Origin of the sequence: Enterobacter sp. LM3 (assembly GCF_046622475.1) — a bacterium.
GTDB classification, from domain to species: Bacteria; Pseudomonadota; Gammaproteobacteria; order Enterobacterales; family Enterobacteriaceae; genus Enterobacter; species Enterobacter cloacae_P.
The window spans coordinates 21,007-38,251 of record NZ_JBJURN010000017.1 but is presented as its reverse complement, the minus strand read 5'-3'; the positions used below and the strand labels follow the sequence as shown (position 1 = coordinate 38,251).

The 17,245-nt window shown below is 53.8% G+C and carries 15 protein-coding genes; 10 read left to right on the top strand and 5 right to left on the bottom strand.

The features are described 5' to 3' along the window. Positions 1–79 precede the first annotated feature (79 nt). From ACJ9N4_RS16670 to ACJ9N4_RS16655, 4 genes are all read left to right on the top strand, one after another. Positions 80–922, top strand: coding sequence for a 23S rRNA (adenine(2030)-N(6))-methyltransferase RlmJ (locus ACJ9N4_RS16670; RefSeq protein ID WP_182272983.1), 843 nt, complete (start codon positions 80–82; stop codon positions 920–922). Positions 923–993: 71 nt separating this feature from the next. Next, entirely contained in the window at positions 994–2,346 is a 1,353-nt protein-coding gene (gene gorA / locus ACJ9N4_RS16665; RefSeq protein ID WP_182919083.1) for a glutathione-disulfide reductase, read from the top strand. A gap of 140 nt (positions 2,347–2,486) precedes the next feature. Continuing rightward, complete coding sequence (locus ACJ9N4_RS16660) at positions 2,487–3,668, top strand: glycoside hydrolase family 5 protein (RefSeq protein ID WP_182919084.1); 1,182 nt, start codon at positions 2,487–2,489, stop codon at positions 3,666–3,668. Positions 3,669–3,947: 279 nt separating this feature from the next. Beyond that, positions 3,948–5,603, top strand: a complete 1,656-nt coding sequence (locus ACJ9N4_RS16655) for an alpha,alpha-trehalase (protein ID WP_182920078.1) — start codon at positions 3,948–3,950, stop codon at positions 5,601–5,603. Between the two features lie 38 nt (positions 5,604–5,641). On the opposite strand, the gene ACJ9N4_RS16650 is transcribed toward ACJ9N4_RS16655, so the two are convergent. Further along, positions 5,642–7,234, bottom strand: a complete 1,593-nt coding sequence (locus ACJ9N4_RS16650; RefSeq protein WP_182919085.1) for an STY4199 family HEPN domain-containing protein — start codon at positions 7,232–7,234, stop codon at positions 5,642–5,644. 147 nt (positions 7,235–7,381) lie between these two features. On the opposite strand from ACJ9N4_RS16650, the gene ACJ9N4_RS16645 reads away from it, so the two are divergent. Beyond that, the gene (locus tag ACJ9N4_RS16645; RefSeq protein ID WP_182272987.1) at positions 7,382–7,921 is read left to right on the top strand and encodes a GNAT family N-acetyltransferase; all 540 of its coding nucleotides are present in this window, start codon (positions 7,382–7,384) and stop codon (positions 7,919–7,921) included. A 71-nt stretch (positions 7,922–7,992) separates the two neighbouring features. Beyond that, a complete protein-coding gene (locus ACJ9N4_RS16640) occupies positions 7,993–8,331 on the top strand; it encodes a lysozyme (RefSeq protein ID WP_411500655.1) in 339 nt (112 codons plus the stop codon). On the opposite strand, the gene ACJ9N4_RS16635 is transcribed toward ACJ9N4_RS16640, so the two are convergent. Beyond that, on the bottom strand, positions 8,310–8,915 hold the full coding sequence (locus ACJ9N4_RS16635; RefSeq protein WP_182272989.1) for a response regulator transcription factor: 606 nt from the start codon (positions 8,913–8,915) through the stop codon (positions 8,310–8,312). The two genes, ACJ9N4_RS16640 and ACJ9N4_RS16635, sit on opposite strands and share 22 nt — an antisense overlap. A 169-nt stretch (positions 8,916–9,084) precedes the next feature. Further along, positions 9,085–9,843 carry an SDR family NAD(P)-dependent oxidoreductase gene (locus ACJ9N4_RS16630; protein WP_182919088.1) on the bottom strand — a complete coding sequence of 253 codons (759 nt, stop codon included), beginning with the start codon at positions 9,841–9,843 and terminating at the stop codon, positions 9,085–9,087. Between the two features lie 119 nt (positions 9,844–9,962). Here ACJ9N4_RS16630 and ACJ9N4_RS16625 point away from each other — a divergent pair, with 119 nt between their 5' ends. The 3 genes from ACJ9N4_RS16625 to ACJ9N4_RS16615 all read left to right on the top strand — a co-directional run bounded on the left by ACJ9N4_RS16625 (position 9,963) and on the right by ACJ9N4_RS16615 (position 13,475). Further along, entirely contained in the window at positions 9,963–10,862 is a 900-nt protein-coding gene (locus ACJ9N4_RS16625) for a LysR family transcriptional regulator (RefSeq protein WP_182919089.1), read from the top strand. A gap of 51 nt (positions 10,863–10,913) precedes the next feature. Beyond that, a complete protein-coding gene (gene yhjD / locus ACJ9N4_RS16620) occupies positions 10,914–11,891 on the top strand; it encodes an inner membrane protein YhjD (protein WP_269475511.1) in 978 nt (325 codons plus the stop codon). A gap of 261 nt (positions 11,892–12,152) precedes the next feature. After that, complete coding sequence (locus ACJ9N4_RS16615) at positions 12,153–13,475, top strand: MFS transporter (protein ID WP_182272993.1); 1,323 nt, start codon at positions 12,153–12,155, stop codon at positions 13,473–13,475. A gap of 126 nt (positions 13,476–13,601) precedes the next feature. Here ACJ9N4_RS16615 and pdeH read toward each other — a convergent pair whose 3' ends face one another. Further along, a complete protein-coding gene (gene pdeH, locus ACJ9N4_RS16610) occupies positions 13,602–14,375 on the bottom strand; it encodes a cyclic-guanylate-specific phosphodiesterase (RefSeq protein ID WP_182919090.1) in 774 nt (257 codons plus the stop codon). Between the two features lie 229 nt (positions 14,376–14,604). On the opposite strand from pdeH, the gene ACJ9N4_RS16605 reads away from it, so the two are divergent. Further along, entirely contained in the window at positions 14,605–15,534 is a 930-nt protein-coding gene (locus ACJ9N4_RS16605; RefSeq protein WP_182919091.1) for a sugar kinase, read from the top strand. A gap of 62 nt (positions 15,535–15,596) precedes the next feature. On the opposite strand, the gene ACJ9N4_RS16600 is transcribed toward ACJ9N4_RS16605, so the two are convergent. Then, positions 15,597–17,090 (bottom strand): M16 family metallopeptidase, encoded by a 1,494-nt coding sequence (locus tag ACJ9N4_RS16600; RefSeq protein ID WP_182919092.1) that lies wholly within the window; start codon positions 17,088–17,090, stop codon positions 15,597–15,599. Between the last annotated feature and the right edge of the window lie 155 nt (positions 17,091–17,245).

Genomic DNA, 17,245 nt, shown 5'->3' with positions numbered 1-17,245 from the left:
CTTACCGGGCCTACGGGTAATCTGTGCCGTTCTGCTGTAAACTGTGGCAAATCGTCATTTCAGCGGAATATCATTACCCATGCTCAGTTATCGCCACAGCTTTCACGCAGGCAACCACGCCGACGTCCTCAAACACACCGTTCAGAGCCTGATCATTGAAGCGCTCAAAGAGAAAGATAAACCGTTTCTCTATCTGGACACCCACGCGGGCGCGGGTCGTTATCAGCTGAGCGGCGAGCATGCCGAGCGTACCGGTGAGTATCTCGAAGGGATCGCCCGTATCTGGCAACAGGATGACCTGCCAGCCGAGCTGGAACCGTATATCGGCGTAGTGGAACACTTCAACCGCAGCGGCCAGTTGCGCTACTACCCAGGTTCCCCACTGATTGCGCGCCAGCTGCTGCGCGAGCAGGACAGCCTGCAACTGACCGAACTGCACCCGAGTGATTTCCCACTGTTGCGTTCTGAGTTCCAGAAAGACAGCCGTGCCCGGGTGGACAAAGCCGACGGTTACCAGCAGCTGAAAGCCAAGCTGCCGCCGGTTTCCCGTCGCGGTCTGGTGCTGATCGACCCGCCGTACGAAATCAAAACTGACTATCAGGCCGTCGTGACTGGCATCAACGAAGGCTATAAACGCTTTGCCACCGGGACCTATGCTCTGTGGTATCCGGTCGTGCTGCGCGCGCAAATCAAACGCATGATCAAAGACCTGGAAGCAACCGGCATCCGCAAAATTCTGCAGATTGAGCTGGCCGTGCGCCCGGACAGCGACCAGCGCGGCATGACCGCCTCCGGCATGATTGTCATCAACCCACCGTGGAAGCTTGAAGCGCAGATGAACAGCGTACTGCCGTGGCTGCACAAAAAACTGGTACCAACGGGTATCGGTCATGCCACCGTCAGTTGGATCGTGCCAGAGTAATCACAGCCATCGGTGGAAACTATTGATTTCAGGTATACAATCGCGGCAATTCACGATTAAGGATAAAAGCTATGACTAAGCATTATGACTACATCGCAATCGGCGGCGGCAGCGGCGGCATCGCCTCCATCAACCGTGCGGCCATGTATGGCCAGAAATGTGCGCTGATTGAAGCCAAAGAGCTGGGCGGCACCTGCGTGAACGTGGGTTGTGTACCGAAAAAAGTGATGTGGCATGCCGCGCAAATCCGTGAAGCTATTCATATGTATGGCCCGGATTATGGCTTTGACACCACCATCAATAACTTCGACTGGGACAAGCTGATCGCCAGCCGTACCGCCTATATCGACCGTATTCACACCTCGTACGACAACGTGCTGGGCAAAAATAACGTGGATGTGATCCGTGGCTTTGCCCGTTTCGTTGACGCGAAGACTGTCGAAGTGAACGGTGAGACGATCACCGCCGATCACATCCTGATCGCTACCGGTGGCCGTCCGAGCCACCCGAATATTCCGGGCGTGGAATACGGTATCGACTCCGATGGTTTCTTCGAGCTGCCTGCCCTACCAAAACGCGTTGCCGTGGTTGGCGCGGGTTACATTGCCGTGGAGCTGGCCGGTGTGATTAACGGTCTGGGTGCAGAAGCGCACCTGTTCGTACGTAAACACGCCCCACTACGCAGTTTCGACCCGCTGATCGTCGACACGCTGGTCGAAGTGATGAATGCCGAAGGCCCAACCCTGCACACTCACGCCGTGCCAAAAGCGGTCTTGAAAAATGCAGACGGTAGCCTGACCCTGGAGCTGGAAGATGGCCGTAGCCAGACCGTCGATTGCCTGATCTGGGCGATTGGTCGCGAGCCTGCCAACGACAACTTCAACCTGGCCGTCACGGGCGTGAAAACCAATGACAAAGGCTATATCGTTGTCGATAAGTTCCAGAACACCAGCGTACCGGGCATTTACGCGGTAGGTGATAACACCGGTGCCGTTGAACTGACCCCGGTTGCCGTGGCAGCGGGCCGTCGTCTTTCTGAACGCCTGTTTAACAACAAGCCAAACGAGCATCTGGACTACAGCAATATCCCGACCGTGGTCTTCAGTCATCCGCCCATCGGCACTGTCGGCTTAACCGAACCGCAGGCGCGCGAACAGTATGGCGACGACCAGGTGAAAGTGTACAAATCAGCGTTCACCGCGATGTATACCGCCGTCACCTCTCACCGTCAGCCATGCCGCATGAAGCTGGTGTGCGTTGGGCCAGAAGAGAAGATTGTCGGCATCCACGGTATTGGCTTCGGCATGGACGAGATCCTGCAGGGCTTTGCCGTAGCACTGAAGATGGGCGCAACCAAGAAAGATTTCGACAACACCGTGGCGATCCACCCGACTGCGGCGGAAGAGTTTGTGACCATGCGTTAACCGCTTTTCGTTGTCTGGCGCTTCACTCAAAAAAAACTGGCCGTAACAGGCCAGTTTTTTTATAGGACTCGATAATTTAAATACAACACTTCATCATTCTGATGAATATAAAATTATCGCCACGCTTAAAAGGGATTGAGATGAAAGCGCTTATCGGTATCACCCTGCTTCTTTTCACTTTTTCAGCCTCATCATCCAATGACATCACCTTCTGGGATACCCCCCAGCACGGTGGAAACAGTTTTAACCGCCTGCCACCGACACAGGCGTATTATGAGGCGCTGCGCGGCTACGGCGCGACATGGGTTCGTCTGTCCTACGACAAATGGAAGCCAGCCGATCGTGATTTTCTCATGGGCAATGCAGACGGCTACCGCACGCTGCAAGCCGCCGATCTCGCCACCCTGAAAGCGTCCATCAGGCGGGCGCATGCCGCCGGGCTCAAGGTCGTCATTGCCCCGCTTTCCTTACCCGGTATGCGCTGGTCGCAAAATAATCATAACCAGTTCGATGACCGCATCTGGCAGGACAAAAAATACTGGCAGGAGGCGGCACTGTTCTGGCGCGATTTAGCGCTGGCGCTGAAGGACGAACCCGGCATTGTCGCCTGGAACCTGATCAATGAACCCGCACCGGAAAAGCAAGGCAAAATTAGCGAGCAAGCCTCCGCGGAGGCGCTGAAAACCTGGTATCAACAGCAGGCAAACACGGCACGCAACCTTCCTGAACTCTACAATCAGATTATTGCCGCCATCCGTCAGGTCGACGCGACCACGCCGATCATGGTCGACGGAGGCTGGTACGGCTCCGCGCGCGGCTTTTCTGGCTGGCCTGCAGCGCTTAATGACAAACGGGTTCTGTACAGCTTCCACATGTATGAGCCGTATGAATTTACCAGCGCCCCGAATGCGCGCCGCAAAGTGCCGTATGAGTACCCCGGCATGGTCACATTTGGTGGCAAACAGGTGAAATGGGATGCGGCAGCAATAGATCGCTGGATGAGCGCCCCCTTCGTCTGGGCTAAACAACACGGCGTTCCGGCAAACCGGGTTGTCGCCGGTGAGTTTGGCTGCATACGCACGTTGCAGGGCTGTAAGCAGTGGCTGAGCGATGTCCTGACCGTTCTCGACAAGCATAATGCGCACTGGGCTTTTTATTCCTTCAGGGAAGATGCCTGGGATGCGATGGACTATGAGCTAGGCAAAAAACCGGTTCCGTGGTCCTACTGGAAAGCCATCGACGATAACACCCCTGATACGCTTGAACGCCACTCCACTGAGGAGTTTGAACCTATCAGCAGGCGTCTAAAACAAAGCCTTTAGACGCGATGTTCACGATGCCGCTGTACCGGAAAGCATCGTGAACATACATCACTCGTTGCAAAACGAATGGTCTGAATTTTTTCTCCCGGATAGTGAGCCTCAATTCCCGTTTGTTTTTGCATATCAATGAACTATAAAAAATAACGTTCACCACGCCGCCACAGCGAAATGTGATCAAGCGCACGTTTCACTCCCCAGACACCGAAGCGAATGTCTACGCTTAACAGACACCCGGAACAACCTGTCTATACGAACACACAACCGGAGGTCTTTATCACTATGTTCAGCCAGAAACTCCACGCTGCCGAAAACATCGAATTCGGGGTTGCAGAAGAGCTGCGTTACGAAACCGATCCCTGCGAGTTGAAACTGGATGAAATGATTGAGGCGGAGCCGGAACCCGAAATGATTGAGGGGTTGCCCGCCTCGGATGCCCTGACCCCTGCCGATCGCTATCTTGAGCTGTTCGAACATGTGCAGTCCTCGCGGCTTTTTACGGATAGCAAAACCTTCCCCGACTGTGCACCGAAGAAGGATCCTCTGGATATCCTGATCCGCTACCGCAAGGTGAAACGCCACCGGGATTTTGACCTGCGCCAGTTCGTGGAGAACCACTTCTGGATGCCGGAATCACTCTCGACCGAATATGTCTCTGACCCAGGGCTGTCGCTCAGGGAGCATATTGATAGCCTGTGGCCGGTACTGACGCGTGAGCCGCAGGATCATATTCCCTGGTCATCCCTGCTACCGCTGCCACAGTCCTATATCGTCCCCGGCGGGCGCTTCAGCGAAACCTACTACTGGGACTCCTACTTCACCATGCTGGGGCTGGCGGAAAGTGGTCGGGACGATCTGCTGAAGTGTATGGCGGATAACTTCGCGTGGATGATTGAGCGCTACGGACACATCCCCAACGGTAACCGAACCTATTATCTCAGCCGTTCTCAGCCCCCGGTCTTTGCCCTGATGGTCGAGCTGTTCGAGGAGGACGGCGTGCGTGGCGCGAAACGCTATCTGGAACACCTGAAAATGGAGTACGCCTTCTGGATGGATGGCGCGGAGTCGCTGCTGCTGAACCAGGCCTATCGCCATGTGGTACGTATGCCAGACGGCTCAATGCTCAACCGCTACTGGGATGATCGTGACACACCGCGCGATGAATCCTGGATTGAGGACGTAGAGACGGCCCGCCATTCCGGTCGTCCACCGAATGAGGTCTACCGCGATCTGCGAGCTGGCGCGGCTTCCGGCTGGGATTACTCTTCCCGCTGGCTGCGCGATCCCGGTCGGCTTGCCAGCATCCGCACGACGCAGTTTATCCCCATTGATTTGAATGCATTCCTGTTCAAGCTGGAAAGCGCGATCGCCAATATTTCGGCGTCAAAAGGGGATAAAGAGACCGCTGAACAGTTCCGCCAGAAAGCAGCCGATCGACGTGCGGCGGTGAACCGCTATCTGTGGGATGAGGAGCATGGCTGCTACCGTGATTACGACTGGCGACGCGAAGAGATGGCGTTATTCTCTGCGGCCAGCATTGTGACACTGTATGTCGGTATGGCCACGCATGAGCAGGCAGAACGGCTATCTGATGCCGTTAAAGCGCGTCTGCTGACACCAGGCGGTATTATGGCAACCGAGTACGAAACCGGCGAACAGTGGGATAAACCCAATGGCTGGGCACCGCTGCAGTGGATGGCGATTCAGGGGTTCAAACAGTATGGCAACGACGCACTGGGTGATGAGATCGCCTGGAGCTGGCTCCAGACGGTGAACCTCTTCTATAAAACGCACCACAAGCTGATTGAGAAGTACCACATCGCCAGCAGTACACCACGTGAAGGCGGTGGGGGTGAGTATCCGCTACAGGATGGTTTCGGCTGGACCAATGGTGTGGTTCGACGGTTGATTGGGTTGTACGGGGAGCCTCGACCCTGACCCTCTCCCAGAGGGTCAGAACCGGGGAGAGGGGTATATTAGCGAATCACCTCATAAATGGCAGTCTGAATGGACTGCCATTTTTTCGTGGTGGCATCCGGTTGTGACTGCGCACGGCGCGTTGCCATATCGGCATCATGCTGCTGGCGCTTCACCACGGCAGGCACGGTACAAAACGCTTTCAGATACTCTTTACGTATTGCAGTCAGAGATTCACCATCAGACATGGCGTGGCCAAGCGTATTGATAAAGCGACGGCACGGCTTTTCCTCCACCATGTTTTGCCGATAGTGCAGCATCAGTTCAAGCACGTCGTCATGCTCTGCCGACATCGCCTCTTCTGTCCAGGACAGCTTCCAGTCCATCCCGCCCTGTAAAAATAGCTGCGTTATGCGGGTGTCGTTGCGGTTGATGGCTGAACGGAAATTATTCTCGTCCCAGGTCACCCCCATGCGCGTCAGCGTCTCACGCGAGGAAGGTGTTTCGCGCATCTCCTGAGGCTGAGAGGTTTCTGCCGCATTCACGAGCGCTGGCTGAGGTTTACTGCTGCTGGTCACCAGCCAGAATCCCCCCACGGCAATCGCGATGATCATCACCCCAACTGCTCCCCATAACATGCCGGAAATAAGCTGCTCACGTTGTTCAGGCGTTCGGGGCGCGCGCTGGGTTGGCTTTTCAATCGTGTCGCGGACTTCAAACAGATCGCCGCCGGTAACCCGGTCCATCTTCTGCGCCTTTTCCCAGAAAGCATGCAGCTCGCTGGCATCCACCGCCATTAATCCCGCCGGGTTAATGCGCGTCCTCCCCTCTTCAAAAGCACGCTGCACGGGGCGGGTGATCTGTGCATAGTAGTTATCCAGCAGCAGGATCTGCGCCGAACTTAACGCCTGCTGTACGGTAATACTGTTGCGGATTTGCCGGATATCATCAAGGAACGTTTGCAATGTCTTACGCGGTTCAACCAGTAATGTCAGCATTGACGGGTCGCTAAACAGTGAGGCGTAATACCGGCTAAACTCCTTTTTATCCACCAGCATCTGCGCCAGCTCACTGAACATCATGCCGCTCAGGACATCGTTGATTTCGCCAAGCTTAAGCCAGCGACGTACGCGGTCAGCGTTAAACAAAGTCTTGAGATGGTTATTCAGCCGCACCTGATCGGGCCATGCCTGCTGGATAAGCCCTTTGATCATCAGTTCAATCGCACGCACCTGCTTATGTGCCTGCTGTTGTTGGATCTCATTACCGGGAGCCAGTTCGGTGCTGTAGGTCAGGAGGGGTTGCTGCAAACGCAGGTGTTCCAGTGCGTTCACAAAGCGCATCGCCGCAATGAGCTGATTTTCACTGACATCCTGCCCGCTTTCATACTGAGGAACCCGCTGCTGCAACAGGCGTAACTGCAGGGTAAACTCCGACATCTCAGCATCATTCAGGTTAAGTTGCTTCGCAACGGCAGTCCATCCGCCCAGCCCCAGACGGGCACTGTCCAGCTGTTCCAGAAACCAGCGTGGATCTTTTCCTTCAGAAGCATGTACATTCAGAAGAAGCAGTATCTCTACAGACGCCTGGCGAATGACGGCCAGACAGTGTTCGAACTGTTCGCGAATATGATGTGATGCGCTGAGAGTCATTATTTTCCTTCAGAGACAACGAAGACATCCGGGCCCGGCACGCAGCAGCCGTTTTTCTTTTATTTATACGCAGTTAAACATACCTGACTTTCTGTTGAAATAAAGTGACAGCTCTATAATCATTGAAAATGTCTCAGGAGAATCTGAATGCCTGCCTTCACGACCACACGCCTCACCTGCTCACCGCTGCAGGAACAAGACTGGCCCTTTTTTCTGGCCTTACAGCAAGACCCGGACGTTATGCGCTTTGTCGCACAAGACCGCCCCCTGGCCGAAATCCGTGAAGCGTTCGATTCTCGTCTGATGCCGTGGACACCAGGCTGCGCGCACTGGCTCTGCCTGGTGGTACGTGATACGGCGAGCCAGACGCCGCTAGGTGTAACCGGCTATATTCACCGGGAACAGGACTGCGCTGAAGTCGGTTTCCTCTTCGCCCCGGTAGCACAGGGGAAAGGTTATGGTTTTGAATCGCTCCAGGCACTATGTGATTTCGCATTCACTCAAGGCAACATCCGACGGCTGACCGCCACCGTAACGGCAGGCAATATCGCCTCCAGACGGTTGCTGGAAAAAGCGGGTTTTCAACCTGAAGGCGAGCTGCGGGAAAACTATTACCTTGCCGGGCGCTGGCATAATGACTGGCTGTTTGGTTTGTTGAAGCACGAATACCGGATAAATATTCGCTGATCAACGGCCATTTGGCGGATATTTCTCAGACTTCGTTTCCTCTACAGTAACGTTATTAAGAGGAAATGAATATGACTGGTCATATGCTGAAGATATCTTCTGCTGCCATTGCATTAATTAAAAAACAACAAGGACTCTCCCAGGAAAAATATCGTGATGAACGGGGGGTATGGGTAATCGGATACGGCCATGTCATCCGCGAGGGGGAAATTTTTCGTGGGCTTATCACACCTGCCCAGGCTGAACACTTGTTGCACGACGATATTCAATTATGTGAGGCGCTGATCGGTGAAAATTTTCCGCACCCCCTCACCCAACAGCAATATGACTCACTGGTATCGACGATATTCAGCTTTGGCGGCATCTCCCGTCTGCCACCAGAGCTTCTTCAGGCCATCGCCCGGGTATAGTACATCGCGGCCTGCGTTCTGTTCTTAACATCCAGGCGGCGGAAAAGGGCTTCCAGGTGCGCTTTTACCGTTGCGGCACTGATGTTCAGAATGCGCCCGATCTCTTTATTCGACTCCCCAGCCGCCAGTAACTTCAGTACCTCACGCTGGCGATCGCTCAACAAGGAGAGTTCATGCTGATATGGCTGAGACACACTTAACCATTCGCAGGGGAAACAGACCATCCCCTTTGATACAGAGCCCAACACGGCGGAGAACATCTCCGGAACCGCGTTGCGGTGGACGATTGCCCTCACGTTACGCTGCATGAGCTGCTCTACCCATCTGACCTCTTTTTTCACCAGCATCATCACCACGCGCGTGGCCGGAAAGCGATACAGGAGCGCTTCCAGCAGAGCCATGCCGTCATCCTGAATAAAGCGTCCGTCAATCATGACGATAGCGGAAGGCGATGCGGATAGCTGCTCCCACAATTCTTCAGTCTGACTTGTGCCCGTAATATTTATTTCCGGAATACATTTTTGAAGGCTACCGATCGTTCCATGAATAAATATTGACTGCCTGTCAAACATGATTACTCGCATGGTTCTTTCCTCTGAGAATAGCGAGAAAATTCTACAGAGGTACTATTTAAGAAAAAACTCAAAGAATGGGTACGTTACAATTAACCGGGTGTTATTTAAATCTGGAAGGATTTCGACATACCTGATTTGAGTATATTCTGAAGAGGCTCCCTCCCCTTCAGACCCGATATCACAGGAACATGCCGCCTGACACTTCAATACGTTGTGCATTCATCCAGCCCAGTTTATCGCTGAGCAGCGCGGCAATGGCATCACCAATGTCGTCCGGCAACCCCACACGGCCCAGAGCCGTTTGTGAGGCCAGAAGCTGGTTGAGATCCGCATTGTCACGCACGCGTCCACCGCCAAAATCGGTTTCAATCGCCCCAGGGGCAATAATATTGACGGCGATCCCGCGCGCACCCAGCTCTTTTGCCTGATAGCGGGTCAGCACTTCCATCGCCCCTTTCATCGCCGCATAGGTACCAGAGCCTGGCTGAGTAAAGCGGGTCAGACCGCTGGAAACGTTCAGGATCCGTCCACCGTCGCGCAACAGCGGCAACAGACACTGCGTCAGGAAAAATGGTCCTTTGAAATGGATGTTCAGCGCGTCATCAAACTGGGCTTCCGTTGTTCCGGTATATGGCGCGTATAAACCCGTTCCTGCATTGTTCAATAAATAATCAAACGTATCACGCTGCCACAGGGCCTTCAGGGTGTCCTGTACCTGTTGGGCGAAAACATCGAAACATGAAATATCACCGACGTTAAGTTGCAATGCCGCAGCTTTAACACCTTTTCCCTGAATTTCATGCACAACATCCAGCGCTTCCTGCTGACTATTGTTATACGTCAGGATAATTCCCGTGCCGTCCGCCGCCAGCTTTAAGGCCGCATTTTTACCCAGACCACGGCTACCACCTGTCACTAATGCAATACGTTCAGTCATAAGAAACCTCAATTTGGCTGTTATGGAGATTGAGAAAGAGCTTATTAGGTGATAGAAAATCAATAAAGATAGCCATAAACGCTTCACTGTTTCATCTTGAACAACAATGAGCTTTTCCTATGGATAAAATTCACGCAATGCAGTTGTTTGTTCGGGTCGCGGAACTGGAGAGTTTTTCCCGTGCGGCGGAGACGCTGAGCCTGCCAAAAGGGAGTGTGTCACGTCAGGTTCAGGCGCTGGAAAACCGGCTGGGCACCCAGCTATTGCACCGCACCACGCGCCGTGTCAGCCTGACGCAGGATGGTATGGTCTATTACGAACGGGCAAAAGATCTTCTGGCAAACCTCGACGAACTGGACGGTATGTTCCAGCATGATCCCTCCAGCATCAGCGGACGGTTACGCGTTGATATGCCCGTCGGCGTTGCGCGAAATTTAGTCATCCCAAAACTGCCTGCGTTTTTACAGCAGTATCCCGGGATTGAGCTGGAACTCAGCAGCAGCGATCGTCTGGTGGATGTCATTCGCGAAGGTTTTGACTGCGTGGTGCGCGTGGGTACGCTGAAGGATTCGGGGCTTATCGCCCGCCCGCTGGGTAAACTGTCGGTGATTAACTGCGCCAGCCCGGATTATCTGACGCGTTTTGGTTATCCTGAAACGCTGGGCGATCTCGGTTCACACGCTGTCATCCATTACGCCGCCACGCTGGGTACCCGTCCGCAAGGCTTTGAATATTATAATGGCAGCTCAACGCAGTGGATTAAAACCGGCGGGGTATTGACGGTCAACAGCACGGAAACGTACCACGCAGCCTGCATCGCCGGGCTGGGCATTATCCAGGTACCGCGCGTTGGCGTGCGTGATTCCCTGCGGGCAAAAAAACTACAGGAGATCTTGCCGCAATATCGCGCAGAGCCGATGCCCGTCTCGCTAATTTATCCCCATCGTCGTAACCTCTCCCGCCGCGTGCATCTGTTTATGGAGTGGCTAACGGTGTTAATGAAAGCCTATGTTGGTTAGGTGCAGGTTATAATTTCAAAAAGTCCTCACCAGATGAATAAGGAAACGCGTGTGACGTCGGAAAACAACCAGCAACGTCCCCCTCAGGAAATGGCCCCAGGTAAAGCCGGAAAAGCGCTTAAAACGGTCACCCGTACGGCGCAGAAAATTCAGCGTCGTCCCATGATTGCGCATCTGATACGCGCGACGGAACGTTTTAACGACCGCATGGGTAATCAGTTTGGAGCCGCTATCACCTACTTCTCATTTCTCTCCATGATCCCCATCCTGATGGTGTCATTTGCAGCCGCCGGTTTTATTCTCGCCTGGCACCCGACGCTGCTTCAGGACATCTTCGATAAAATCCTGATGAGCGTCAGCGATCCAACGCTCGCCGGCACGCTCAAAAGCACCATCAATACCGCCATTCAACAACGCACCACCGTTGGCCTGGTGGGGCTGCTGATTGCGCTCTATTCCGGTATTAACTGGATGGGCAACCTGCGCGAGGCCATTCGCGCCCAGTCGCGCGATGTGTGGGAGCGTACGCCGCAGGATCAGGAGAAAATTTGGGTTAAATATTTTCGCGACTTTGTTTCGCTGATTGGTCTGCTCATCGCGTTGATCGTGACGCTTTCGATTACCTCTGTCGCCGGCGCTGCACAACAGTTGATTATCTCCGCGCTCTGGCTCGATGACATCAAATGGCTGAAGCCTGCCTGGCACGGTATTGGACTGGCGATTTCCATCTTCGCTAACTACCTTCTGTTCTTCTGGATCTTCTGGCGTTTGCCCCACCATCGCCCGCACAGGAAGGCCCTGATCCGCGGAACGTTAATTGCAGCAATCGGTTTTGAAGTCATTAAAATCGTGATGACCTATACCCTGCCATTGCTGATTAAATCCCCTTCCGGTGCAGCCTTTGGCTCGGTGCTGGGGCTAATGGCATTCTTCTACTTCTTCGCCCGCCTGACGCTGTTCTGTGCAGCATGGATTGCGACAGCACAGTACAAAAATGACCCTCGTATGCCGGGAAAAACGCACCGGTAATGGGGCCACTGGGCTGAAAACTTCAGCCCAATTCGCTATTTCAGCATATAAATCCAGCTCGTAACTTTTATTTAACCAAAAACCAGTTTTATTATCTAATATTTAAAAATCGTGAAGCATTTCATGGAAGTGTTTTTGCTGACCTGAACATTATCCGCTTTTTGTTGCTTTTATCGTCAATTCACGACTTTGTTACAGATTGAAATGTCGCTTTTGCTGTGCGTAATATGGCTTTCGTTCGTCAAAAAATAAGAAAATATTATGCAAGCAACAGCCACTACACTCGACGCCGGAGCGGAACACGTTCCGGTAAACTCGCGCAATAAAGTCGTCGTCGCATCGCTGATTGGCACCGCCATTGAGTTCTTCGACTTTTACATTTATGCCACCGCAGCGGTTATCGTCTTCCCGCATATCTTCTTCCCGCAGGGCGATCCGACGGCGGCCACGCTACAGTCTCTGGCAACCTTTGCTATCGCTTTTGTTGCACGTCCCATTGGCTCTGCGCTGTTTGGTCACTTTGGCGATCGCATTGGGCGTAAAGTCACTCTGGTGGCGTCGCTGCTGACGATGGGGATCTCCACCGTAGCGATCGGCCTGCTGCCAACCTACGAAGCCATCGGCATTCTGGCTCCCGTACTGCTGGCGCTGGCGCGTTTTGGTCAGGGGCTGGGACTGGGCGGTGAATGGGGTGGTGCAGCGCTGCTGGCAACCGAGAACGCCCCAGCGCGCAAACGTGCGCTTTACGGTTCATTCCCGCAGTTGGGTGCGCCGATTGGCTTCTTCTTTGCGAACGGGACTTTCCTGCTGCTCTCCTGGCTGCTGACGGATGAACAGTTCATGAACTGGGGCTGGCGTATTCCGTTTATTTTCTCTGCCGTTCTGGTACTGATTGGTCTGTATGTGCGTGTTTCTCTACACGAAACGCCGGTTTTCGCCAAAGTGGCTGCGGCGAAGAAACAGGTAAAAGTGCCTCTGGGTACTCTGCTGACCCAACACGTCCGCGTGACCGTGCTGGGCACGTTTATCATGCTGGCAACCTATACGCTGTTCTACATCATGACCGTCTACTCAATGACGTTCAGTACCGCCGCTGCGCCAGTCGGGCTGGGTCTGCCGCGTAACGAAGTACTGTGGATGCTGATGATGGCGGTTGTCGGTTTTGGTGTGATGGTGCCGATTGCCGGCCTGCTGGCGGATAAATTTGGCCGTCGCTCAAGCATGATTGTGATCACCACGCTCATCATTCTGTTCGCCCTGTTCGTCTTCCCGCCGCTGCTGGGCTCAGGTAGCCCTGCGCTGGTGATGGCATATCTGCTGATTGGTCTGAGCCTGATGGGCCTGACTTTTGGCCCAATGGGCGCGCTGCTGCCGGAGCTGTTCCCGACTGAAGTACGTTATACCGGTGCCTCTTTCTCGTATAACGTCTCTTCTATTCTGGGTGCATCCGTTGCGCCCTACATCGCGACCTGGTTACAGGCGAACTACGGTCTGTTCTACGTGGGTGTGTATCTGGCAGCAATGGCCGCGCTGACGTTGATTGCTCTGCTTCTGACACATGAAACACGGCATCAGTCGTTATAAACGCAAAACGGCAACTTCTGAGTTGCCGTTTTTTTCTTCCCGGATTACCCGTGATTCAGGTAAACGAGGCGCTGTGTCCGGTAATAGCGCGTAGAAACCACGAACTATTATGGGAAACAGCTTGTTTTACAACATGACGGTCACGCTATCCAGGGTATCCATTGGAACCGGACGCGAGAGGAAATAGCCTTGCGCAGCGGCTGCGGGCGAGTTTTGCACATCACGCCACTCTTCCAGCGTTTCAACACCTTCTACAATGACGCCCTGACAATAGCGGTTCATCAACTGTAATAACAGCATGAACAGATTTCGTCCTTCCGGGGTCTGGCGCAGCATGATAAACAGATCGCGGGCCACCTTGATGTAGTCGTAACGCACTTCGCTGAGGGCAGAGAAGTTCGCCATGCCGGTGCCAAAATCATCCAGCCACAGCGGGCCAAATTCACACATCGAGGCAAACGACGAATCCTGCGGCAGGCGGACATGCTCCACCAGCTCAAAACGCATCCACGGCAGGGTGGCGATCAGTTCCTGTAATTTCGCATTCTGGCGTAATGCCATCAGGGTCGGGCCATCCACGTTCACCGAGGCAAGGATATCGTGTCGCTCGAAAAAGGCTTGTTTCGTCAGCAGCATGCGTAACTGCTCTTCCAGCACATCCAGACGCTGGCGAACGGCAACTTCGGCAAAATAGCGATCTGGCGCGATACGCTGCGAAGGGTTCGAAGGGTGCGTAACGACCGTCAGAATTTCAATCGCCATCAGTCGACCGTCTGTGCGGTAGATCGGCTGATAGGTGTACGTTCGCTCACATTGCAGCCAGTAGCGATGCTCCTGCAAGTTCTCAATACTTGCCTCAGGCGTAGTGCTCAGCCGCTGGATAACCTGCTCTGACTTCATTTCAGATGTCCTGTTGTTGGGATAGCCTTTCTGGACTCGTCACTGGGTTATCGGCGCGATAATTGAGAACTTTATGTTCAATTCACCGGGAAAACGAAATTAAGATGACAGAAATGACCTGGAACACGCGTTGGCTCAAAAAAAATAATGGAACATTGTTTTAATATAGTTGACCACATAATTCACTCAGCGCAGACTACTGCGAATTACTCTGTTCAGGTTCACGATTATGTCTAAAAAAATTGCCGTGATTGGCGAATGTATGATTGAGCTGTCCCAAAAGGGCACGGAAGTCAGCCGCGGTTTTGGTGGCGATACCTTAAACACCTCCGTTTATATTGCCCGTCAGGTTAACCCCGATGCACTGAGCGTGAGCTACGTTACCGCGCTGGGAACGGACAGTTTCAGCCAGCAGATGCTGGGGTCATGGCAGAGTGAAAATGTTCAGACCTCGCTGATTCAGCGCATGGAAAACCGTCTGCCGGGTCTGTACTACATTGAAACCGACAGCACCGGTGAGCGCACGTTCTACTACTGGCGTAACGAAGCAGCGGCCAAATACTGGCTGGAGAGCGACGCCGCAGCCGCCATCTGCGAAGAGCTGGCGACCTTTGACTATCTCTATCTGAGCGGGATTAGCCTGGCCATCCTCAGCCCGGCCAGCCGCGAAAAGCTGTTGTCGTTACTGCGTCAATGCCGCGCCAATGGTGGCAAGGTGATTTTCGATAATAACTACCGTCCGCGCCTGTGGGCGAGTCGCGAAGAGACACAGCAGGTTTATCAGCAGATGCTGCAGTGCACTGATATCGCGTTCTTAACGCTCGATGATGAAGATGCCCTGTGGGGCGAGAAACCGGTTGATGAGGTTATCGCACGGACTCAGGCAGCGGGCGTCAGTGAAGTGGTGATTAAGCGCGGCGCGAATTCGTGCCTGGTCGCCATTGCGGGTGATGCTGTGATTGAGGTTCCGGCGGTGAAACTGGCCAAAGAAAAAGTGGTTGATACCACCGCAGCGGGGGATTCATTCAGCGCGGGTTACCTGGCGGTACGCCTGACGGGTGGCACGCCCGAGGCGGCGGCACAGCGTGGACACCTGACGGCCAGTACGGTGATTCAGTATCGCGGGGCGATTATTCCGCGTGAGGCGATGCCTGCTTAACGAAGGTGCGGGCTGATGCCCGCACTCTTTCCCTCTCCCACAGGGAGAGGGTTAGAAGGACGTTACTGCCCCTGCGGAATATCCGTCGCATCCGGGTGTAAATCATCCACCGCGGCAGGCTGTGTTGCCTTCGATAGCGGCGTCATAATCCCATCCCAGGTTGACTGCAATTCCTTCATGTCATATTCCGGCTCGCCTTTCGGCTGCAGCAGAATCAACGCCATATCCTGCGACAACTGCTGGCGTAAATCCTGATTCAACATATCGACGGTCAAACCGTTCAGGAAGTCCTGACGCAGCTTCTGATACTGCTCTGGCGCAATGTCCACAACCTGATTTTGCAATGAGCGAATGCGCTGGCTGATCAGAATGTCGGTATCGGCACGGGCATAGGTTGCAAACAGCTTCTGCAGCTCCAGTTTTTTCTGCGCCACCAGCGCGTTGAACTCGTCTTCAGACAGACCCTCTTTATGCACTTTTGCCAGCTCTTTGGCCACCACGCCCAGATTTGCATTCAGCTTATCGCCTGGCGATTCGACGTTAATGGCGCACTGTGCACGCTGGAACAGCACGCGGCAGTCAAAGCCCAGACCGATGTTCTTCACGTTGTTCTTACTGAGTGTCTGTTGAACATGCCAGAACAACGCTTCACGTGCCAGGTCGGCACGCCAGTAGCGCAACAGTGCGGCTGACTCGCGGATAGGTTGCCAGGCCGAGTCCCACATCACGGAGAGACGATCCTGGCGCACGGTATCTGTCATGATACTGACAGGCTCTGCACGCAGCGGAGAGAGCGTCGGCACAGGGGCAGGCGTTTCACGTTTCCCTTTCAGATCGCCAAACGCTTTGTTGATCTGCTCAACCACCGCACGACTATCAACATTTCCGACCACAATCAGGGTCATCGCGTCCGGGGTGTACCATTTCTGGTGGAAGGCTTTTACCTGTTCACTATCGACCGGCTGTTTCAGCGGTTCTGCCGGGTCATGACCGAGCAGCGTTGAGCCTTTCAGGCGGTAGCGCCACCAGCCTTCTTTTGTGTCCACAGGCCAGGTTGCAACCATGTCGCTGTTGCTCAGCGCATAGCTGATACTTTCCGGCGTAATCGCCAGATTGCCAGTCGCATCAGAGAGATACGTCAGTGCTTCTTTTAGCAGATCGTTACGGTTATTCGGCAGGCTCAGGTTAAACATGGTGTAGTCATACGAGACCACCGCCGGTGGCAGCGGGCGCTTTGGGTCTATGGCCTGTTGCCATAATGAACGCACCTGAACTGCCTGCAAACTGCCGCTTTGGGTGAGCGCCAGCCGAGGAATAAAATGGCTAAAACCGGTCTGCAGAGAGCTTTCGGTGAGGGAGCCCGTATTCACAGACAGACGGATTTCAATACGGTCACTGGGACGCTGGGGAGTGGCTAACACCTGCCACTGAAAACCATTTGCCAGAGTTCCTTGTTGCCAGGCCGGGTCTGGCTGGAGCGCATCTGCCTGCACATAACTGGCTGCTACCATCATCAGCAAACCGCCGGTTAAGAGTCGAATTTTTGTGCCCTGCATGTGAACCCCTGATCAACATTCCTGGTTAAAAAGAGTGTCTCGCGACGCGCTTCACTCTAAAAGATGACGATGAAAACACGTCGATTAGACCGCGTGTTCGACAAAACGTCACGGTCAGAAGTGAAATATACCCAAAAAAAATCTTGTCGAATTAT